This window comes from Streptomyces chilikensis, from assembly GCF_001642695.1.
In the GTDB taxonomy this organism is placed as follows: domain Bacteria; phylum Actinomycetota; class Actinomycetes; order Streptomycetales; family Streptomycetaceae; genus Streptomyces; species Streptomyces chilikensis.
Genome location: NZ_LWCC02000005.1, coordinates 2303403 through 2324024 on the forward strand (window position 1 = coordinate 2303403; position 20622 = coordinate 2324024).

The following is a 20622-nucleotide window of genomic DNA, read 5'->3' on the forward strand; positions in this document are numbered from 1 at the left end:
TCTCCTCACGCCCAGTGTGCCGGGACGGAGGTGAAACCGGAATCAAGTTCGAGGAGCAGGACGCCGGCGCACCGGGCGCCGGCGCACCGCCGTGCCGCGGCGCGTCCTCCGCGCGGCGGACGGGACCGCCACGCGGAGGAGCGCGCCGCGCCGCGGTGAAGCCGGCCGAGGCGCGGCGGACGTCACTCCTCGGTGGCCGGCGTCAGACTGCGCAGCCGCCGGGCCCCGTACCAGGCCGCCACGACGGTCACCACGGTCAGCAGCACCGCGCCGGTGACCGTGCCGACCTCGGAGGTGATCAGCTTGCCCTCGGCCAGGTCGGCGCCGACCGCCAGGGCCCACTGCTGGACGCTGAGCGAGCGCGCTCCCGGGACGTAGGAACCCAGCAGCGTCTCCCAGATCAGCGTGTACACCAGTCCGACGACCACCGCGTGCCGGGTGATGGTGCCCAGCATCAGGAACAGCGAGGCGTAGGCGACCGAGGCCACCAGCGCCGCGACCGTGTAGGCCACGGCGATGCCGTCCGTGGTGCCGACGAGGATCAGGGCGGCGACCAGCGTGGGGACGGCCGAGAAGACCATCGTCACCGCGATCGCGACCACCAGCTTGGTGAACAGCACGGTCCGCCGCTTCACCGGTTTCGCCAACAGGTACATGACCGAGCCGTCGTCGATCTCCGGACCGATCGCCCCGGTTCCGGCGATCACTCCGATGATCGGCACCATCGCGGCCAGCGCGAACCGGCCGAGCACGTCGGTGGAGCTCTGCGGGTCCCCGTCGGCCAGCAGCCGCACGGCGACGGAGATCAGCACCAGCAGCGCCGGCAGGATGCCCAGGACGAGGGCCCGGCGACGGCCGAGGAGGGCCCGGTAGGTGAGCCGGGCCACCGTGGGGTGGAACGCTGTGAACATCGTGAGGCCTCCTAGGCCGCTTCGCCGCTACGCCGCGACAAGGTACGAGAAGACGGATTCGAGGGACTCGTCCGACGGCGACACCGTGTAGAGCCGGATGCCGTGTTCCCGGGCCACCTTGGGCAGCAGTTCGGTGAACCGGCCGAAGTCGGCCGCCTGGATCACCAGGGCGTCCTCGGCGGCGTCCACCTCGATGCCGGAGGTCGACGGATCGGCGATCAGCGCCGCCGCCAGCGCCCGGTCGTCGCTGGAGCGCACCAGGTAGCGGTGGGGGCGGTCGGTCATCAGACGGCGGATGGAGCGGAAGTCGCCGCTGGCCGCGTGACGTCCGGCGACCACCACCTCGATGTGCGAGGCCACCTGCTCGACCTCCTCCAGGATGTGCGAGGAGAACAGCACGGTGCGGCCCTCGTCCCCCATCCGGCGCAGCACGTCCATGAGCTGCATCCGCTGCCGCGGGTCCATGCCGTTGAACGGCTCGTCCAGCAGCAGCACCGAGGGGTCGTGCACCAGCGCGGAGGCCATCTTCACGCGCTGCCGCATGCCCTTGGAGTAGGTGCCGATCCTGCGGTCCTGGGCGTGCTCCATCTCCACCAGGGCCAGTGCCCGCTGCGCCTCGGCGGCGCCCAGACCGTGCAGCTCGGCGTTGGCGACGACGAACTGGCGCCCGGTCAGGAAGTCGTACATCGCCTCGCGTTCGGGGACGATGCCGATCTCCCGGTAGACGCCCTCGTTGCGCCACACCGGGCTGCCGTCGAGGGTGACGGACCCGGCGGACGGGGCGAGGAAGCCCGCCATCATGTTGATCAGGGTGGACTTCCCGGCGCCGTTCGGCCCGAGCAGGCCGGTGACGCCCGGTCCGACGTCCACGGTGATGTCGTTGACGGCGACCACGTTGCCGAACCAGCGGGAGACGTGGTCTAGCTGGAGGGTGGTCACAGCCCGGCCTTTCGGTAGCGGCGGATCAGGAGGCCGTAGGAGCCGGCGATCAGCGCGGCCACGGCCAGCAGGTAGACGAGGCCCTGGGCGGTGGACGGCCCGGCGTTGCCCGGGAAGGGGGCGCCGGCGCCGAGGAAGGCGTGCTGCAGTCCGTAGATCAGCGTGCTCGGCGAGAACAGGCCGAGCCAGGGGACCGCGCCCTTGGCGTCGTTGAAGTCGGCGGCCACCTGCAGCGTGGAGACCGCCGCGAAGGACAGCATCATCACGGCGATCACGGCGGCGACGCCGAAGCCCCGGCGCGGCGTGAGGGCGGCGACGACCAGGCCGATGCCCGAGTAGAGCAGGGCGAGCACGGCCGCCCCGGCGAGGCCCTCGGCGAAGGCCGTCGTCTGGTCCGCGAAGTCCAGCTTGGCCAGCAGCGCGCCCACGTAGAGGACCGCCTGGGGCAGCGCGGTGAGCACGAGGACCGCGCAGGCCGTGGCCAGGTACTTGGCGCGGACGTAGTCGGAGGTCTCGATCGGGCGGGAGAAGTACAGCGGCATGGTCCGGTACCTCAGGTCCAGCGACACCGCCTGGGGAGCCTGCGCGGCGAGGAACAGGGTGATCACCATCTCGAAGCCCGCCGTGTACTCCACGTAGGTCATCGGCAGTTGATCGGCGCCGCTCATCATGGTGACGGCCACCGCGATCACGGCGGGCAGGGTCAGCACGCAGGTGATGAGCACCGGCACGATCTTGGAGCGGGCCGAGCGGCCGAGGCCGAAGGCGCCGCGCAGCGACTGCGCGAACAGGGAGCGGCGGGCGTAGGAGCGGCCGAGGCGGGGGCCGTCGTAGCCGCGGTAGCCGATGTCGTGGATCCGGCTCTCGGGTGCGGCGCCGTTGCCGGGACGCGCCGTCCCTCCGGGCCCGCCGGCCGGCGAGAGGTTATCGGTCGTCATGGCGGAAGACCTCCGAGATGTGGTGCCGGCGCTGTTCCATGCGCACCAGACCGAGGCCGAGGCCGGCGACGGTGTCGCGGATCAGGTCGTAGGTGGCGTCGCCGTCCGCGGTGAGCAGCAGGATGCGGCCCGCTCCGGGGAGCCCGGCTCCGCCGTCCTCGGTGCGCACGCCGCGTGCCTCCAGGGCCTCGCGGAGCGCGCCGATCCCGTCCGGGTGCTCGTCGCTGTCGGTGACCTCCACGGCGAGGGTGGCGGTGGACCGGGTGAAGTCGGTGGTGGAGCTGGAGCGCAGCAGCGCGCCGCCGTCGATGACGACCACGTGGTCGCAGGTGCGCTCCAGTTCGCCCAGCAGGTGGGAGGTGACGAGCACCGAGATGCCGAAGTCGCTGTGGATGCGGCGGATCAGGTCGAGCATGTCGTCCCGGCCCGCCGGGTCCAGACCGTTGGTGGGCTCGTCGAGCAGGACGAGGTCCGGGTCGTGGACGAGTGCCTGGGCGAGCTTCACGCGCTGCTTCATGCCCGTGGAGTAGCCGCCCATGGGGCGGTAGCGCTCCTCGTACAGGCCCACGTGGCGCAGGGTGTCGGCGGTCCGCTCACGGGCGGCGGTCGGCGGCAGGCCGGACATGCGCGCCATGTGGACGACGAACTCGGTGGCCGAGACGTCGGGCGGCAGGCAGTCGTGCTCCGGCATGTAGCCGACCCGGGCGCGGATCGCCGGCCCTTCCGTCCCGACGTCCAGACCCAGCACCTCGGCACGTCCCTCGGAGGCGGGGGCGAGACCCAGAAGGATCTTGATCAGGGTCGATTTTCCGGCGCCGTTGGCGCCGACCAGGCCGGTCACGCCGGACCCGATGTCCAGGGTGAGCCGGTCGAGGGCGGTCACCCGGGGGAACCGCTTGCTCAGGCTTTCGGTCAGGATCACAGTCACGGGCACGACGGTAGAGGCCTGACGGGGACACGTCGTCCTCCGAAGGGGGACTCCCAGGTCAGCCTCCAGGTGTAGGGGTGGCGTAAGGGTCGTCCCCGGAGAGGATCCGGGGCGGGACCGGAGGGCGGGGAAACGGGGAAGGGGAGACACGGGGGGCCGGGAGACGGGCGGTGGGGTGCCGGGCGCCGGCGGTGCGGACTGTTGACGCGCTGTCTGACAGATGCCAGATTCACTGACCGGTGGCCACGACGGCAGCGGACGACGGCGGACGGCAACGGACGACGGCGGACGGCAACGGCGTACGACGGCAGCGGTGGAGGGCGGATGGCACTCAAGGGCGCGCGCGAACGCATGGTGCGGTCGGGGGAGGTCGACCTGTGCGTCGCGGAGCTGGGACCGGCCGGCGGGGAACGGCCGACCGTCGTCCTGCTCCACGGCTACCCGGACACCAAGGAGATCTGGAGCGAGGTGGCCGGGCGGCTCGCCGAACGGTTCCACGTGGTGCTCTACGACGTCCGCGGGCACGGCCGTTCCACCGCTCCCCGGCCGCCGCGCGGCGGGTACGCCCTGGAGCGGCTGGGTGACGACTTCCTGGCCGTCGCCGAGGCCGTGAGCCCCGGCCGGCCGGTGCACCTGGTCGGCCACGACTGGGGATCGGTGCAGGGCTGGGACTTCGTCACCCGGCCGCGCACGGCGGCCCGGATCGCCTCGTTCACCACGATCTCCGGCCCCTCGCTGGACCACTTCTCCCACTGGATGCGGCGGGGGCTGACCCGGCCGTCCCCGCGCCGGACCGCCCGGGTCCTCGGCCAGGCCGCCAGGTCCTGGTACGTGGCCGCGCTGCACGTCCCGGTGGTGCCCGAACTGCTCTGGCGCGTCACGCCGGCGCTCACCCGCTCCTGGCGGGCGCTGCTCAGGAAGTCCGAGGGGGTGGAGTCCGAGGAGTACCCCACGTCGAGCCTGGGTTCGGACGGTGCCCGGGGAGCCTGGCTCTACCGGGACAACGTCCGCTCCTCGCTGCGGATCCCGCGTGCGGACGCCCGCACCGACCTGCCGGTCCAGCTGGTCGTCGCCCTGCGGGACCCGTTCCTCTCACCCTCCCTGCACGACGGCCTGGAGCACTGGGCGCCGCGGCTGGTGCGGCGCACCCTGCCGGTCGGGCACGCGGTTCCGCTGACCCGGCCGGACCAGCTCGCCCGGTGGGTCACCGGTTTCGTCACCGACGTGGAGGCCGGGCGGACGCCCTCGCCCACGCGGCCCGGATCCGCGGCGGAGCGCTTCGCCGGGCAGCTGGTGCTGGTCACCGGCGCGGGCGGCGGCGCCGGACGGGCCACCGCGCTGGCCTTCGCGGAGGCGGGGGCCCGGGTGGTGTGCGTGGACGCGGACGGCGAGGACGCGGCGGGGACGCGGCGGACGCCGGGGCGGTGGAGCGGCTGGCCGAGCGGGTCCGGGCCGAGCGCGGCGTGGTCGACGTCCTGGTGCACGCCCCGGCCGGCCTCCCGGGCTCGCTGCTGGACGCTCCGCCCGGCGCGTGGGAACGCGCGCTGGGCTCCGGCGTCGGCGGCGCGGTCCACATGGCGCGGGCCTTCGTCCGGCCCATGGCGGAACGGGCCCAGGGCGGCCATGTGGTGCACCTCGCCGCGGGCGGCGCGGGCGCCGCCGGGACGGTGGCGCTGAGCGAGGCGTTGCGGAGGGAACTGGCGGGGCGCGGCATCGGCGTCTCCACGGTCCGCACCGAGCGGACCGGCCGGCGGGTTCCCCCGGAGAGGATCGCGGCGGCGGTGCTGGACGCGGTGCTCCACGGGCGGTCCGAGGTCGAGGCGGCTCCGGAGCGTCCTGCGGCGCGCCTGCTCTCCCGGATGCGGAAGGACCGCTCGCCGTCCGCATAGCGGCGAAGTTGTCCACAGGCTGGTCGCCTTTTCCTGTGGAGAACCTTAATTCGCTGTGGATCAAACCCTGATTCCGTGAGACTTGGCCCACATGAACACCTCTGAGGACGGCACCGGCACCGGCACCGACGACCGGCGCATGGTCAAGGTCTCGAAGTACCTCTCCCGGCATCTGCGGCACCAGCCCGACCGGATCGGCATCACCCTCGACCCGGGCGGCTGGGTGGAGATCGACGCCTTGCTCGCGGCCGCCGCGGCCCACGGGTTCCCCATCGGCCGGGACGAGCTCGACCACGCGGTCGCGGCCAACGACAAGCGCCGTTTCGCCGTCGAGGGCACCCGCATCCGCGCGAGCCAGGGACACACCGTGGAGGTGGACCTCGGCCTGGAGCCGGCCGCACCGCCGCCGTTCCTGTACCACGGGACGGTGGCCCGGAACCTGGACCCGATCCGGGCCGAGGGGTTGCGGCCGATGTCCCGCCACGACGTCCACCTCTCCGCGGACCGGGAGACGGCCACCCGGGTGGGGGCCCGGCGGGGCCGTCCCGTGGTCCTGACGGTCGACTCCGGGGCCATGCACCGGGACGGCCACGTCTTCCACCGCAGCGCCAACGGGGTGTGGCTGACGCGCGCGGTGCCGCCGGAGTACCTGCGGTTCCAGGAGGGCCGGGCGGGGCTCCGGCCGCGGGCGCGCTGACGGCGGGCCGGGGTGGAGGACGGAGCGGGGCCGGGTGGAGGCGGGTTGTTTCACGTGAAACGTCCCGGCCTTAGGCTCACCCCATGAGCCTGCGTCTGAGCACCGTGATCCTGCCCTACCGTCGCTGGCACGAGGGCGGGCGAGCCGCCTGGGAGCGGGCCGAGGAGCTCGGCTTCCACACCGCCTACACCTATGACCACCTGTCCTGGCGCAGTTTCCGGGACGGCCCGTGGTTCGGCGCCGTTCCCACGCTGACCGCTGCCGCCGCCGTCACCTCCCGCCTCCGGCTGGGCACCCTCGTCACCTCCCCGAACTTCCGCCATCCGGTCACTCTCGCCAAGGACCTCATCTCCCTGGACGACATCTCCGAAGGCCGCGTCACACTCGGCATCGGCGCCGGCGGCACCGGCTTCGACGCCACCGCCCTGGGCCAGGAGCCCTGGACGCCGCGCGAGCGGGCCGACCGGTTCGCCGAGTTCGTCCCGCTGCTGGACCGGCTGCTCACCCAGCCGTCGGTCTCGTTCACCGGCGACCACTACTCGGCGCACGAGGCCCGCAACATCCCGGGCTGCGTCCAGCGGCCCCGGCTGCCTTTCGCGGTGGCGGCCACCGGCCCCCGCGGGATGAAGCTGGTCGCCCACCACGGCCAGTCCTGGGTGACCACCGGCGACCCGACGATCTTCGAGACCGGCACCCCGGAGGAATCCGTGGCGGCCATCCGCCGCCAGACCGAGCGGCTGGCGGACGCCTGCGCGGCGATCGGCCGGGACGTGGGGGAACTCGGCAAGGTCCTGCTCACCGGCTTCACCCCCGATCGCAACGCCCCGCTGGAATCCGTGGACGCCTTCGTGGATTTCGCCGGCCGGCACGCCGAGCTGGGCTTCACCGAGCTGGTGATCCACATGCCGATCCCGGACTCGGACTTCGACGTGGACGAGAAGGTGTTCGAGCGCATCGCCACCGAGGCACCGGCTCAATTGAGCTGACACCAGGCCGGGGGCCGCGGTGGCGGCCCCCCACCAACCCGGCATATCGGGGGGAATCGATCATTCAGGGGTCGATTCTCACTCAGATGTGCAGGCATCCGCACGCCCGTGCTGGCATATGCGCGACAATGACGGGGTGACCTCAGCTCTCGAAGCGCCCGCGACCCGGGCCCACGCTGCAGTTCCGCCCCGGCTGATAGCCACCGACCTGGACGGCACCCTGCTGCGGGACGACAAGTCCGTCTCGCCGCGCACCGTCGCCGCGCTGGCCGCCGCCGAGGCCGCCGGGATCGAGGTCTTCTTCGTCACCGGCCGGCCGGCCCGATGGATGGAGGTCGTCAGCGACCACCTGCACGGGCACGGGCTGGCCATCTGCGGCAACGGCGCCGCCGTGGTCGACCTCCACGAGGGCCCGGGGCACCACCGCTTCACCATGGTCCGCGAGGTCGGTCACGCCAACGCCCGGGAGACCGTGCGGCTGCTGCGCGAAGGCGCCCCCGGCACCGTGTTCGCCGTCGAGCAGACCTACGCCTTCCACCAGGAGCACGCGTACCCGAGCATCCACGTGGAGCGGCCCGACACGTACGGCGACGCCGACGAGCTGCTGGCCCCCGGCGGCGTCACCGCTCCGCTGCCGGTGCTCAAGCTGCTCGCCTTCCATCCCGCGCTGGAACCGGACGCCTTCCTGGCCCTGGCCCGCGCCGTGGTCGGCGACCGGGTCACGGTCACCCGGTCCAGTCCCACCGCCCTGCTGGAGATCAGCGGTCCCGGCGTCTCCAAGGCCAGCACCCTCGCCATGTGCTGTGCCGAACGCGGCATCTCGCCCGAGGAGGTCGTGGCCTTCGGGGACATGCCGAACGACGTCGAGATGCTCACCTGGGCCGGTCAGGCCTACGCGATGGGCAACGCCCACCCGGACGCACTGCGCGCGGCGGGCCGCCGGACGGCGGCCAACAACGAGGACGGGGTGGCGGTCGTCATCGAGCGGATCCTGGCCGAGCTGCCGTAGGCCGCGGCACGGCTTCCGGTTCCCGGGGCCGCGGCGCGGCTTCCGGTTCCCGGGGCCGCGGCGCGGCTTCGGACGTTCGGGGCCACGGCCCGGCCGCGGGGCCGCGCGGCCGCGGGGTCAGCCCAGCGGGACGCCGCGGGCCGCCAGCCAGGGGACCGGATCGAGCGCCGAGCCCGTCCCCGGTGTGACCCGCACCTCGAAGTGCAGGTGGGGCCCGGTGGAGTTGCCGCTGGTCCCGGACTGCGCGATCCACTGCCCGGCCGCCACCCGCTGCCCCTGGTCCACACCGACCGCGGCCAGGTGGGCGTACTGGGTGTAGTAGCCGCCGGGGTGTTCGATCACCACCTCGATGCCGAACGGGCCCCCGCAGGACACCCTTGCCACCCGGCCCTCGCCCACCGCCCGCACCGGGGTGCCGATCGGCACCGCGAAGTCCTGCCCGGTGTGCCGGCTCGCCCACCGGGCGCCTCCCTGGCCGAATCCGGCCGACATCGTGTAGCCCTCCACGGGCGCCACCCACGGTCCTGCGACCGGCTGCCCGGGTTGTTCCAGCCGCACCGCGCCCCGGCAGGCTCCGGCCGCGACCGAGGCGTCCGCCCGGCTCTGGAGCAGCCCCCGGGCCTCCTCCAGGGTGCTCTGGATCTCCTGACGCATCCCGGCCAGTGCGGCGGACCGCTGTTCCAGCCGCTGCCGCCGCTCCCCGGCCCTCCGCCGTTCCTCGGAGAGCCGCCGCTCGACCCGGCGGCTCTCCTCGATGACGTTGCTCACCGCCAGGTCCGCGCGCCAGACCGCGCGGTGACTGTTCATCAGTGCCTCGAGGTCGTCCGACAGCAGCAGCTGGGCCGAGACCGGCAGACCGCCGCCCGCCCGGTACTGCGCCCTCGCGTACCGGCCGAGGTCCGCCCGGATCACCTCGGCCTCCCGGCGCCTCTCGGTCAGCAGACGGTCCAGGTCCCCGGCCCGCATCCGCTCCTCCTCCAGCCGGCGGGTGCCGGCCTGGTACTGCTCGGTGGCCCGGGCCGCCTCCTGGTAGAGGCGCGCCACCCGGGTACTGAGGCCGCCGTCGTCCGGTGGGGCGGCGAGCGCCTGCTCCCCCTCGGCGGCCGCGGGGCGCACGGCCAGGGCGACCAGGGTGCAGAGCAGGACGGGAACGAGCGGGACCGCGCGGCGAGGTGATGGCATGTCAGTGATCGTCACGCCGTCACCGGCACGCGGCCCGTCGAGGGCGTACGGCCGGGGGAACCCCTGCGGCAGCCGGGTGAGCGCGGCCGGCGTGTGACGCGCGGGCCGAGCCGGACCGCCGGCCCGCGTCGGACCGCCGGCCCGCGCCGGACCGCCGGACCGCCCCGGGGGCGCCGTCGACGTGCCGGTCAGGACACCCCGGCTGCGAGGGGACGGCCGGCGAGGGACTCCGCCGCCTCCTCGCGCGCCACCATGGCGCGGAACGGCCCGTCGGCCCGCGCGAGGACCGCGTACGGGCCGCGCTGCACCACCCGGCCGCCGTCGAGCACCAGCACCTCGTCCACCGCCTCGAGCCCCGCCGTGCGGTGGGTGATCAGCAAGGTGGTGCGGCCCTCGGTGGCGGCGAGCAGGTCCGCCGTGAGCGCGTCGGCGGTCGGCAGGTCCAGGTGCTCGGTGGGCTCGTCCAGCACCAGCACGGGGAAGTCCGCCAGCAGGGCCCGGGCCAGGGCCAGCCGCCGGTGCTGGCCGCCGGAGAGCCGCGCGCCGTGCTCGCCGATCAGGGTGTCCAGGCCGTCGGGGAGGGCGTCGGCCCACTCCAGCAGCCTGACCCTCCGCAGGACCGCACGCAGTTCCGCCTCGGTGGCGTCCTTGCGGGCGATCAGCAGGTTCTCCCGGACGCTGCTGTCGAAGAGGTGGGCGTCCTGGGCGCACAGCCCCACCACCCGGCGCACCTGGTCGCCGTCCAGCTCGCGGACGTCGGTCCCTCCGAGGGCGCAGACCCTGGACTCCGGTTCGAGGAACCGCAGCAGCACCTGGGCCAGGGTGGTCTTGCCCGCCCCGGACCGCCCCACCACGGCCACCCGGCGCCCCGGCTCCAGCGTGAGGTCCACACCGCGCAACGCGGGCTCCGCGCCGCCGGGGTGACGGGCCGACAGCCCGCGTACCTCCAGGGGGAAGGGGGAGGCCGGCACCGGGCGGGGGGAGGCCGGCTCGCGCACGGGGTCCGGCGCGTCCAGCACGTCGAAGACCCGCTCGGCGCCGCGCCGCACCCGCTGCCGGTACTGGGCGGCGAGCGGCAGGCCGAGCACGCCCTCGAAGGCGGCGAGCGGCGTCAGCACCACCACGGCGGTGAGCAGCCCGTCCAGCCGGCCCGCGGCCACCGCGGGGACGGTGACCAGCGCCGTGGCGACCACCGTGAGGCCACCGATCAGCGCGGTCAGACCGTCGCCCAGGGCGCTCGCGGAGGAGGTGCGGGCGGCGATCCGGGTCAGCACGGTGTCGGCGGCACGGGTCGCGGCCAGCCGGGCGGGCAGCGCGCCGGCGACCGTCGACTCGGCCGTGCCGGTCAGCAGGTCGGTGACCCGGGTGGCCAGGACGCCACGGGCGGGGGCCAGGCGGGCCTCGGACCGCCGCGCCACCGCCGCCGTCAGCGAGGGCACTCCGGCCCCGGCCGCCAGCAGCCCCACGGCCAGGACGGCGCCCGCCTCGGGGAGCAGCCACGCGGTGAACGCCACCGAGCCGCCGGAGACGACCACCGCCGCCCCGGTGGGCAGCAGCCAGCGCAGCCAGTAGTCCTGCAGCGCGTCCACGTCGGTGACCAGGCGGGACAGCAGGTCACCGCGGCGCGCGGTCCGCAGTCCGGCGGGAGCCAGGCGCTCCAGCCGCGCGAAGACGGCGACCCGGGTGTCGGCGAGCATCCGCAGCACGGCGTCGTGCGAGACCAGGCGCTCGGCGTACCGGAAGACGGCGCGGCCCATGCCGAAGGCGCGGGTCGCGGTCACCGCGATCATCAGGTGGAGCACCGGAGGCATCTCGGAGGCGCGGGAGATCAGCCACCCGGAGGTGGCCATCAGCCCCACCGCGCTGCCCAGGGCGAGACTTCCCAGTACCAGCGCGAACCCCAGCCGCCCGCGCCGCGCCCCGGACAGTGCCCGCACCCGCCGCAGCACGCCCGCCGCCTCCCTCCGGGCGGACCGCGCCTCCCGCGCGTCCGCCCGGGCCGGGGTGGCCGGCCCGCCCCGGGTCGTTTCCCGGACCGCCGGTTCCGCGACCGGGCCGGAGCCCGCCGGGGCGGCCGCGGAGGAGCCGGGCAGGTGTTCCCGGGCGTGCCCCGCCACGCCGACGGCGGCGCGGGCCGCCGTCCCGCTCGGGGCGTCCTCGGCGGGTGCGCCGTGGGCGGAGGCGCCGTGGGCGGAGGCGCCGTGGGAAGGTGCGCCGTGGGCGGAGGCGCCGGCCGGGCCCAGCCGGACCACGCGGTCGGCCACCGACAGCAGCGCGGGGCGGTGGACCACCAGGATCACCGTCCGCCCGGCCGACAGTCGCCGCACCGCCTCCGTGAGCTCCGCCTCCGTCGCGCCGTCCAGCGCCGCCGTGGGCTCGTCGAGCAGCAGCACCGGACGGTCGGCCAGGAAGGCGCGGGCCAGCGCGATCCGCTGCCGCTGTCCGGCCGACAGCCCCGCGCCGTCCTCCCCCAGCACCGTGCCGGCGCCCTCCGGCAGCGCCTCCACGAACTCCAGCGCACCGGCGTCCGCCAGCGCCCGCCGCACCTCGGCGTCGTCGGCCCCGGGCCGGGCCAGCCGCACGTTCTCCGCCACGCTCGCCGCGTACAGGTGGGGCCGCTGCGGCACCCAGGCGATCCGCGACCGCCAGGCCTCCGGATCGATCTCCGTGAGGTCCACCCCGCCCACGTCCACCCGCCCCCGGGACGGCCGGGCGAACCCGAGCAGCACCCGCAGCAGGGTGGACTTCCCCGCGCCGCTGGGACCCGTGAGGGCCACCACCGTGCCGGGCTCCACCGTGAGCGAGACCGCGGAGACGGCGTCCTCCGTCCGTCCCGGATACCGCACGGCGACGTCGTCGAAGGTGATCGTCGTGTCGGCCGGCACCGCCCGGGTCCCCGCCTCCGGCAGCGGCGTCTCCAGCACCGCGAAGACCTCCTCCGCGGCGGCCAGTCCCTCCGCCGCCGCGTGGTACTGCGTTCCCACCTGCCGCAGCGGCAGGTAGGCCTCCGGCGCCAGGATCAGCACCACCAGCCCGGTGAAGAGGTCCATCTCCCCGTGGACCAGGCGCATCCCGATGGTCACCGCGACCAGCGCCACCGACAGCGTGGAGAGCAGCTCCAGCGCGAACGACGAGAGGAAGGCGATCCGCAGCGTGCGCAGCGTGGCCCTGCGGTACTCGGCGGTGATTCGGCGGATCGACTCGGCCTGGGCCTTGGCCCGCCCGAAGACCTTCAGCGTGGGCAGCCCGGCGACCACGTCGAGGAAGTGGCCGGAGAGCCGCGACAGCAGCCTCCACTGCCGGTCGGTGTGGGCCTGGGTGGCCCAGCCGATCAGCGCCATGAAGAGGGGGATCAGCGGCAGGGTGCCCACGATGATCGCCGCGGAGACCCAGTCCCTGGTGACGATCCGGGCGAGCACCGCCACCGGCACCACGACGGCGAGGCCCAGCTGGGGCAGGTACCGGGCGAAGTAGTCGTCCAGCGCGTCCACGCCCCGGGTCGCCAGGTTCACCAGGGACCCGGTGCGCTGTCCGTCCAGCCAGGAGGGACCGAGGGCGGCCGTCCGCGCCAGCAGCCGCCCCCGGAGCTCGGACTTGACCGCCGCGCTGGCGCGATGGGCCGCGAGCCCGGTCAGCCAGGCGACCACCCCCCGCCCGCAGGCGACGCCGGCCAGCGACAGCAGGGGGGTTCCCAGATCACCGGTGGTCAGCCCTCCCTGGAAGGCCCCGACCACCACCTCGGCGATCAGCGTCGCCTGGGCGACGACCAGACCCGCGCCGATCAGGCCCAGGGCCACCACCGCGGCCAGGAAGAAACGGGTGGCACGCGCGTACCGCACCAGCCGGGGATCCACCGGTTTCACGTGAAACCTCGTCCGTCAGTGGCTCGCGGCGATGTGCCGCGTGCCGATCCGCTTGCGGAAGACCCAGTAGGTCCACGACTGGTAGAGCAGCACCACGGGCGTGGCCACGAGCGCGCACCAGGTCATGATCTTCAGGGTGTAGGGGCTGGAGGAGGCGTTGGTGACCGTGAGGCTCCAGTCCTCGTCCAGCGTGGAGGGCATGACCTCCGGGAAGAGCGAGAGGAAGAACACCGCCACCAGCGCCACCACGCCCAGGCCGGAGCAGACGAACGACCAGCCCTCACGTCCGGCCCGTCCGGTCAGCACCGCGCCGGCCAGCGCGGCGAGGGTGAGCACCGCCGCGACCAGGCTCGGCAGGCCGCCCCGCGACAGCAGCGTCCAGACCAGGAAGCCGGCCAGCGGCACGGCGGTGACCGCACCGAGCCGGAGCGCGAGCCCGCGTGCCCGGTCCCGGATGTCCCCCTCCGTCTTCAGCGCCGCGAAGACCGCGCCGTGGAAGGTGAAGAGGGTCAGCGTCACCACACCGCCCAGCAGGGCGTAGGGGTTGAGGAGGTCGCCCAGGGTGCCCACGTACTCCAGGTCCCGGTCGATCCGCAGGCCCCGGACGATGTTGCCGAAGACCACCCCCCAGAGGGCCGCGAGCAGCAGCGAGGTCCAGAAGATGGCCGACTCCCAGTTCCGCTGCCACCGCTCCCCGGACCGCTTCACCCGGTACTCGAAGGCCACGCCGCGCAGGATCAGGCAGAGCAGGATCACCAGCAGCGGCAGGTAGAAGCCGGAGAACAGGGTGGCGTACCACTCGGGGAAGGCGGCGAAGGTGGCGCCGGCGGCGGTCACCAGCCAGACCTCGTTGCCGTCCCAGACGGGGCCGATGGTGTTGATCAGCACCCGCTTCTCGGTGCGGTCGCGGGCCAGCAGCCGGGTGAGCACGCCTATCCCGAAGTCGAAGCCCTCCAGGAAGAAGTAGCCGGTCCACAGGACGGCGATCAGGACGAACCAGACGTCGTGCAGTTGCAGTTCCATGCGAGGCGACTCCCTGCCTGCTAGTACGAGAAGGCCATGGGCTTGTCGGCGTCGTGCGGGTCGCCGCCGATCCTGGTGGGCGGGTTGAGGTCCGCCTCGGTGAGTTCCGGCGGGCCGGCCTTCACGTACTTCACGAGCAGCTTCACCTCGATGACCGCGAGGACCGCGTAGACCACCGTGAACAGGGTCATGGAGGCGAGGACCTCGCCCTGGCCGACACCGGGGGAGACCGCGTCACGGGTCTGGAAGACGCCGAACACCACCCAGGGCTGGCGGCCCATCTCGGTGAAGATCCAGCCCCAGGCGTTCGCGATCAGCGGGAACGCCATGGTCCAGGTCGCCACCTGCCAGCACAGCCGGGTCGCCCGGGGCCCCAGGACCCGTCCGCGCGGCAGCAGGACCAGGTGCGGCACCTCGTCCTCACCGGTCCGCAGGTGCTGGGGGAGCAGGAACTTCCCGCGGGTCAGCCACAGCCCGAGCACGCCCACCGCGAGGGAGGCCATGCCGAAGCCGATCATCCAGCGGAAGCTCCAGAACGCCACCGGGATGTTGGGCCGGTAGTCGCCGGGGCCGTACTTCTCCTGCATCTCCTGGTTGATGTCGTTGATGCCCGGCACGTAGTGGTCCAGGTCCGAGTCGGCGAGGTAGGAGAGCAGGCCGGGGATCTCGATGGCGACCGTGTTGTGGCCCTCGTCGACATCGCCGTAGGCGAAGAGCGAGAACGGGGCGCCGCGTTCGCCCTCCCAGAGCGCCTCGGCGGCCGCCATCTTCATCGGCTGCTGCTCGAACATCACCTTGCCCAGCACGTCACCGCTGACCGCCGTCAGCAGGCCGCCGACCGCCACGGTCACCAGGCCCAGGCGCAGCGAGGTCCGCATCTCCGCGACGTGCCGGCCCTTGGCCAGGTGGTAGGCGGCGATGCCGGCCATGAAGGCGCCGCCGGTGAGGAAGGCGGCGGCCAGGCTGTGGAAGACCTGGGTGACCGTGGTGTTCTGGGTCAGCACCAGCCAGAAGTCGGTGAGCTCGGCGCGGCCCTTCTCCTCGTTGATCCGGTAGCCGACGGGGTGCTGCATCCAGCTGTTGGCGGCCAGGATGAAGTAGGCCGAGAGGATGGTGCCGATCGACACCATCCAGATGCAGGCCAGGTGGATCTTCTTCGGCAGCTTGTCCCAGCCGAAGATCCACAGCCCGATGAAGGTGGACTCGAAGAAGAAGGCGATCAGCGCCTCGAAGGCCAGCGGCGCCCCGAAGACGTCACCCACGAAGCGCGAGTAGGCGGACCAGTTCATGCCGAACTGGAACTCCTGCACCAGGCCGGTGACCACACCGAGGGCGATGTTGATCAGGAAGAGCTTGCCCCAGAACTTGGTGGCCCTGAGGTACTTCTCCTTGCCGGAGCGCACCCAGGCCGTCTGGAGCCCGGCCGTGAGGGCGGCCAGCGAAATCGTCAGCGGGACGAACAGGAAGTGGTAGACGGTCGTGATCCCGAACTGCCAGCGCGCGAGCGTCTCGGGGGCCAGGGCGAGGTCCACGTGTTCTCCTTCACAGCGGTGCCTCGAGGCGGAGGTTTGTTCCACCAGATCCGCACATGGGGGGATGAACATGCGCGCTTGTGAAAGCGTTCACATTCACAATCTATTATCAGCATGTAGGCCGAACGGCCGTACAGGGGGGTACCCCCTTCGGCCCGGGACGGCCGGAAACGGCCCATCCGTCCGGCTCCGCCACCCCGCCCTGCCCCGCTCCGCCCCGCTCCGCGGCAGGCTCCACGCCTCGTCCCGCGCCCGGAAACGGCGACGGCCCGGCGGCTCCCCGAAGGGAGCCGCCGGGCCGGAGGGCCGGACGCCGGGGGCGGGGTCAGACGGAGCGGCGGAACTCCTCGGCCGTCTTGACGAAGAGGTCGTTGGCCTCCGTCTCGCCGACCGTGACCCGCACGCCCTCCCCGGCGAACGGCCTGACCACCACGCCCGCCTGCTCGCAGGCCGCCGCGAAGTCCATGGTCCGCCCGCCGAGCCGCAGCCAGACGAAGTTGGCCTCGGTGTCCGGCACGGTCCACCCCTGCTCGCGCAGGGCGGCGACCACCCGGTTGCGCTCGCACACCAGGGAGCCCACCCGGCCGAGGAGCTCGTCCTCCGCGCGCAGCGAGGCGACCGCCGCGTCCTGGGCGAGCTGGCTGACGCCGAACGGCACGGCCGTCTTGCGCAGCGCGGCCGCCACCGGCTCGTGGGCGATGGCGAAGCCGACCCGCAGGCCGGCCAGCCCGTACGCCTTGGAGAAGGTGCGCAGCACGCAGACGTTGGGGCGGTCCCGGTAGAGCTCCACGCCGTCCGGCACCTCCTGGTCCCGGATGAACTCCCGGTACGCCTCGTCCAGCACCACCAGCACGTCGCCGGGCACCCGGTCGAGGAACCGCTCCAGCTCGGCCCGGCGCACCACGGTGCCGGTCGGGTTGTTGGGGTTGCAGACGAAGATCAGCCGGGTCCGGCCGGTGATCGCGTCGGCCATCGCGTCGAGGTCGTGGACGTCGCCCGGGGTGAGGGGCACCTCCACGGGGGTGGCGCCGCTGATCCGGGTGATGATCGGGTACGCCTCGAAGGAGCGCCAGGCGTAGATCACCTCGTCGCCGGAACCGCTGGTGGCCTGCAGCAGCTGCTGGGCGACCCCCACCGAACCGGTGCCGGTGGCCACGTGGGAGGCCGGCACGCCGAAGCGCTCCGCCAGTTCCTCGGTCAGACCGGTGCAGGCCATGTCCGGGTAGCGGTTGAACGAGGCCGCGGAGGCCACCACGCTCTCCATCACCCCGGGCAGCGGCGGGTAGGGGTTCTCGTTGGAGGACAGCTTGTAGGCGACCGGACCCGGCCCCGAGGCCGGGCGGCCCGGCTTGTAGGAGGGCACTCCCTCAAGCTCGGCACGCAGTTTGGGGCTCGTCTCGCTCACCGCAGTCCTCCTCGTGACGGCCGGCGGCTCACTCGTCCGACGGCACCGATGGCTATCAGCCTAAGAGCCGCGCGCCGGCACGGGGCGGGCCCGGCGAGGGCGTTCCGTCCGGCCGCGACCACCCCGGGGACACCGGGGGCGCAACCGCCGAAATCACGCGCGCCGGTGGCTCGCGCCGTGGCGCGCATCACCCGTGCAGGTGAGTTGCACCCCATCCGGAACCTTGTCCTTGCACGCGGCATTCACCCGCCGGAACGCCCGGTCCTTCGACCGACAGCTCCCATGGCCTTTGTTTTCAAGGCTTTTTCCGTCAGATGACCATGGAGAATCGTCCCTGTCAACGGTCGCATATGCATCCGTTCCGGCCCGCCTCCCGAGCCCTACTATCGGCTCGCCATGACAGCAGCAGGGAAGCACCAGGTGAACCGGGCGGAGATCACCCGCCGGGGCGGCCGGCCGGGCCGGGCGGGGATCCGGGACGTGGCCGCCGCGGCCGGGGTCTCCATCACGACCGTCTCCGACGCCCTCAACGGCAAGGGCCGACTGCCCGACGCCACCCGACGCCACGTCCGCGAGGTGGCCGACCGTCTCGGTTACCGCCCCTCGGCCGCGGCCCGAACCCTCCGCACGGGCAAGTCGGGCCTCATCGGCCTGACCGTGACCACGTACGGGGATGAACCTTTCACCTTCACCGAGTTCGCCTATTTCGCCGAGATGGCCCGGGCGGCCTCCTCGGCGGCGCTGGACCGCGGTTACGCCCTGGTGATCCTGCCCGCGACCTCACGGCACGACGTGTGGTCCAACGTGGCGCTGGACGGCACGGTGGTCATCGACCCGTCGGACCACGACCCGGTCGTCGCCGAACTGGCCCGCCAGGGTTTACCGGTGGTCTCCGACGGCCGCCCCAACGGCACCCTTCCGGTGACGGCCTGGGTGGACAACGACCACGAGGCCGCCGTGCTCGGCATTCTGGACCACCTCGCCGCGGCCGGCGCCCGGCGCATCGGGCTCCTCACCGGAACCAGCACCGACACGTACACCCGGCTGTCGACCACCGCCTACCTGCGCTGGTGCGAGAACGTCGGCCAGGACCCGGTCCACGAGTCCTACCCGGCCCACGACCCGTGCGCCGGAGCGGTGGCCGCCGACCGGCTGCTGGCCCGGCCGGACCGGCCGGACGCGGTGTACGGCCTCTTCGACCCCAACGGCACCGATCTGCTCGCCGCCGCCCGGCGGTACGGACTGCGCGTTCCGGAGGACCTGCTGCTGGTGTGCTGCAGCGAGTCCTCGGTCTACGCCACCACGGAACCTCCGATCACCACGCTCTCCCTCAAGCCGCGCCGCATCGGCACGGCCGTGGTGCAGCTCCTGATCGACGCCATCGAGGGCATCTCCTCGGACCGGCCGGTCGAGCAGGTGATACCGACCGAGCTGATCGTCCGCGCCTCCTCCCAGCGGCGTCCGGTCCGCACCACCGTGAGCCCGCCACGCGCCCCGGGCACCGGCTGACCCTCCGCGTCCCGGCCCGCGTTCCGGCGGAGGGGGGCGGAACGCGGGCCGGGCGAAGGGTGCCCGGCAGCGCGGGGGCGGACCCGGCGGGCGGCGGGGCAAGACCGGCGGTGCGGGACCGGCGGTGCGGGCGGACGCCGCGCGGCGGTGCGGGCGGGTGGCCGCGGCCACGCGGCGACGGCCCGGGGACGTCGGGGTGTGCGCGGGACCGGCACGGTCCGGCGGTGCGGGTGGGGCGCCCGGACGGGTCGTCAACCCCCGCACACCGTACGATTCGGATGAAATCCAGCACGCCATCGGCCGTCCCCGCCGGATTCACCACCCCTGGGTCGTCACACGGCACGATCCGCGTTCCTATGATGGGCGCACGACACCGCGGGCCGCTGCCACCAGGCAGTCCGATGCGGTGCAGACGCGGCACGATGGTGGAGGGGTCGATGACTCAGGGGGCCGGTCGGGGACCCGAGGTGGAGCGTACGGCGACACTGCGCGACTTCCGGGTGCCGGCATACGTCCATGAACCCGCGCCGCACGCCGCGGCAGGACCCCCTCCGGCGGCCGTGGCGCCGCCCTCCCCGGTCGCGCACACCGAGCCGCCCGCCGAACCCCACCCCGGGTCGGTGCCGCCGGAGGCGTTCCCGGACGGACCGCCCGACGGCTACACCCCGACCGAGCGGGACCTTCCGGTGATCCGCCGCGGGGACACGCTGCAGCTCACCCCGTCCGCGACCGCCGCTCCGGCCGCCGCGGAGGCGCAGGCCGCCGGGCAGCCCGCCCCCGGCCCGCTCTACGTGGTGGGCGACGTCCACGGCTACCTCGACGAACTCCTCGACGCGCTGCGGGACCAGGGCATCGTCGACGGGAACGGCAACTGGTCGGCGGGCAACACCCGGCTGTGGTTCCTGGGCGACTTCACCGACCGCGGCCCGGACGGCATCGGCGTGATCGAGCTGGTGATGCGGCTGTCGGCCGAGGCCGCGGCCGCCGGCGGCTACTGCAAGGCGCTGCTGGGCAACCACGAGCTCCTCCTGCTCGGCGCCAAGCGGTACGGCGACACGCCGGTCAACTCCGGCGCCGGCACCGCCACCTTCCAGGCGGCCTGGCTCCTCAACGGCGGCCAGAAGGCGGACATGGAACGCCTCCAGGACCACCACCTGCAGTGGATGGCCCGGCTCGCCGCGATGGAGGAGGTCGACGGCCACCTGCTGCTGCACTCCGACACCACCGCGTACCTGGAGTTCGGCGACTCCATCCAGGAGGTCAACGACACCGTGCGGGAGACGCTGACGCGCAACGACCCGGACGAGGTCTGGGACCTGTTCCGCAAGTTCACCAAGCGGTTCGCCTTCCGCGATTCCGGCGGGGTGCAGGCGGCCCGCGAACTCCTCGACGCCTACGGCGGCACCCGGGTCGTCCACGGCCACAGCCCGATCCCCTACCTCACCGGGGAGGCCGGCGCGGAGGACGGCGAGTCCGGCCACGGCCGCCCGCTGATCGAAGGCCCGCACATCTACGCCGACGGCCTCGCCGTCGCCATGGACGGCGGAGTCACCATGGCCGGCACCCTCCTGGTCCGCCGCCTGCCGCTTTCCTGACACCGGTCCGGTCCGCCGGGGGGGGGAGGGCCCCGGTCGGCCGATCCCCGCGCCCGCGCCGCTTCCCGGACTGCCAAGTCCCTCGCGTCACAGGCGTGTTCACGCATCCCGCCGGCCGCCGGATCCGGCTCGTGTCCGGCGGCGAAAACGTGAAACTCCCCGTATTCCCCTTGTCATCCCCCGCCGCCACGGCACTACCATCGGACTATCCGTAGC

Annotated in this window: 14 protein-coding genes and 1 pseudogene; 6 read left to right on the forward strand and 9 right to left on the reverse strand. The window is 73.6% G+C overall.

The window, feature by feature from the left end:
* Nucleotides 1–182 precede the first annotated feature (182 nt).
* The 4 genes from A2U95_RS10410 to A2U95_RS10425 are packed head-to-tail and all read right to left on the reverse strand — an operon-like array spanning nucleotide 183 to nucleotide 3710.
* Nucleotides 183–911, reverse strand: coding sequence for an ABC transporter permease (locus A2U95_RS10410; protein ID WP_166021862.1), 729 nt, complete (start codon nucleotides 909–911; stop codon nucleotides 183–185).
* A gap of 27 nt (nucleotides 912–938) precedes the next feature.
* Entirely contained in the window at nucleotides 939–1850 is a 912-nt protein-coding gene (locus A2U95_RS10415; RefSeq protein WP_166021863.1) for an ABC transporter ATP-binding protein, read from the reverse strand.
* Nucleotides 1847–2788 carry an ABC-2 transporter permease gene (locus tag A2U95_RS10420; protein ID WP_240957270.1) on the reverse strand — a complete coding sequence of 314 codons (942 nt, stop codon included), beginning with the start codon at nucleotides 2786–2788 and terminating at the stop codon, nucleotides 1847–1849. Before A2U95_RS10420 ends, A2U95_RS10415 begins: the two co-directional genes overlap by 4 nt.
* The gene (locus A2U95_RS10425) at nucleotides 2775–3710 is read right to left on the reverse strand and encodes an ABC transporter ATP-binding protein (RefSeq protein WP_166025037.1); all 936 of its coding nucleotides are present in this window, start codon (nucleotides 3708–3710) and stop codon (nucleotides 2775–2777) included. Before A2U95_RS10425 ends, A2U95_RS10420 begins: the two co-directional genes overlap by 14 nt.
* Nucleotides 3711–4040: 330 nt before the next feature.
* Between A2U95_RS10425 and A2U95_RS10430 the strand changes: the two are divergent.
* From A2U95_RS10430 to A2U95_RS10445, 4 genes and pseudogenes are all read left to right on the forward strand, one after another.
* Nucleotides 4041–5605: pseudogene (locus tag A2U95_RS10430) on the forward strand (SDR family oxidoreductase).
* A 91-nt stretch (nucleotides 5606–5696) separates the two neighbouring features.
* On the forward strand, nucleotides 5697–6302 hold the full coding sequence (locus tag A2U95_RS10435) for an RNA 2'-phosphotransferase (RefSeq protein ID WP_166021864.1): 606 nt from the start codon (nucleotides 5697–5699) through the stop codon (nucleotides 6300–6302).
* A gap of 83 nt (nucleotides 6303–6385) precedes the next feature.
* Nucleotides 6386–7288: an LLM class flavin-dependent oxidoreductase gene (locus A2U95_RS10440; RefSeq protein WP_166021865.1), complete on the forward strand. Its 903-nt coding sequence runs from the start codon at nucleotides 6386–6388 to the stop codon at nucleotides 7286–7288.
* A 118-nt stretch (nucleotides 7289–7406) separates the two neighbouring features.
* Nucleotides 7407–8297 carry a Cof-type HAD-IIB family hydrolase gene (locus tag A2U95_RS10445; protein ID WP_166021866.1) on the forward strand — a complete coding sequence of 297 codons (891 nt, stop codon included), beginning with the start codon at nucleotides 7407–7409 and terminating at the stop codon, nucleotides 8295–8297.
* Between the two features lie 117 nt (nucleotides 8298–8414).
* On the opposite strand, the gene A2U95_RS10450 is transcribed toward A2U95_RS10445, so the two are convergent.
* From A2U95_RS10450 to hisC, 5 genes are all read right to left on the reverse strand, one after another.
* Nucleotides 8415–9479 carry a M23 family metallopeptidase gene (locus A2U95_RS10450; protein WP_166021867.1) on the reverse strand — a complete coding sequence of 355 codons (1065 nt, stop codon included), beginning with the start codon at nucleotides 9477–9479 and terminating at the stop codon, nucleotides 8415–8417.
* 188 nt (nucleotides 9480–9667) lie between these two features.
* The gene (gene cydD, locus A2U95_RS10455) at nucleotides 9668–13342 is read right to left on the reverse strand and encodes a thiol reductant ABC exporter subunit CydD (RefSeq protein WP_166021868.1); all 3675 of its coding nucleotides are present in this window, start codon (nucleotides 13340–13342) and stop codon (nucleotides 9668–9670) included.
* 15 nt (nucleotides 13343–13357) lie between these two features.
* Complete coding sequence (gene cydB / locus A2U95_RS10460; RefSeq protein WP_166025041.1) at nucleotides 13358–14359, reverse strand: cytochrome d ubiquinol oxidase subunit II; 1002 nt, start codon at nucleotides 14357–14359, stop codon at nucleotides 13358–13360.
* A gap of 26 nt (nucleotides 14360–14385) precedes the next feature.
* Complete coding sequence (locus tag A2U95_RS10465; RefSeq protein ID WP_166021869.1) at nucleotides 14386–15897, reverse strand: cytochrome ubiquinol oxidase subunit I; 1512 nt, start codon at nucleotides 15895–15897, stop codon at nucleotides 14386–14388.
* A gap of 325 nt (nucleotides 15898–16222) precedes the next feature.
* Complete coding sequence (hisC, locus tag A2U95_RS10470; protein ID WP_166021870.1) at nucleotides 16223–17302, reverse strand: histidinol-phosphate transaminase; 1080 nt, start codon at nucleotides 17300–17302, stop codon at nucleotides 16223–16225.
* A gap of 396 nt (nucleotides 17303–17698) precedes the next feature.
* Between hisC and A2U95_RS10475 the strand changes: the two genes are divergently transcribed.
* Both A2U95_RS10475 and A2U95_RS10480 read left to right on the forward strand, forming a co-directional pair.
* The gene (locus tag A2U95_RS10475) at nucleotides 17699–18811 is read left to right on the forward strand and encodes a LacI family DNA-binding transcriptional regulator (protein WP_166021871.1); all 1113 of its coding nucleotides are present in this window, start codon (nucleotides 17699–17701) and stop codon (nucleotides 18809–18811) included.
* A gap of 422 nt (nucleotides 18812–19233) precedes the next feature.
* Complete coding sequence (locus A2U95_RS10480; protein WP_420857023.1) at nucleotides 19234–20406, forward strand: metallophosphoesterase; 1173 nt, start codon at nucleotides 19234–19236, stop codon at nucleotides 20404–20406.
* Nucleotides 20407–20622: the final 216 nt, after the last annotated feature.

Bases quoted from the DNA above. Each gene is read 5' to 3' on its own strand.
- A2U95_RS10410 (WP_166021862.1), bottom strand. From the start codon at position 911: ATGTTCACAGCGTTCCACCCCACGGTGGCCCGGCTCACCTACCGGGCC.
- A2U95_RS10420 (WP_240957270.1), bottom strand. From the start codon at position 2,788: ATGACGACCGATAACCTCTCGCCGGCCGGCGGGCCCGGAGGGACGGCG.
- A2U95_RS10435 (WP_166021864.1), top strand. From the start codon at position 5,697: ATGAACACCTCTGAGGACGGCACCGGCACCGGCACCGACGACCGGCGC.
- A2U95_RS10440 (WP_166021865.1), top strand. From the start codon at position 6,386: ATGAGCCTGCGTCTGAGCACCGTGATCCTGCCCTACCGTCGCTGGCAC.
- A2U95_RS10445 (WP_166021866.1), top strand. From the start codon at position 7,407: ATGCGCGACAATGACGGGGTGACCTCAGCTCTCGAAGCGCCCGCGACC.
- A2U95_RS10450 (WP_166021867.1), bottom strand. From the start codon at position 9,479: ATGCCATCACCTCGCCGCGCGGTCCCGCTCGTTCCCGTCCTGCTCTGC.
- A2U95_RS10475 (WP_166021871.1), top strand. From the start codon at position 17,699: ATGACAGCAGCAGGGAAGCACCAGGTGAACCGGGCGGAGATCACCCGC.
- A2U95_RS10480 (WP_420857023.1), top strand. From the start codon at position 19,234: ATGGTGGAGGGGTCGATGACTCAGGGGGCCGGTCGGGGACCCGAGGTG.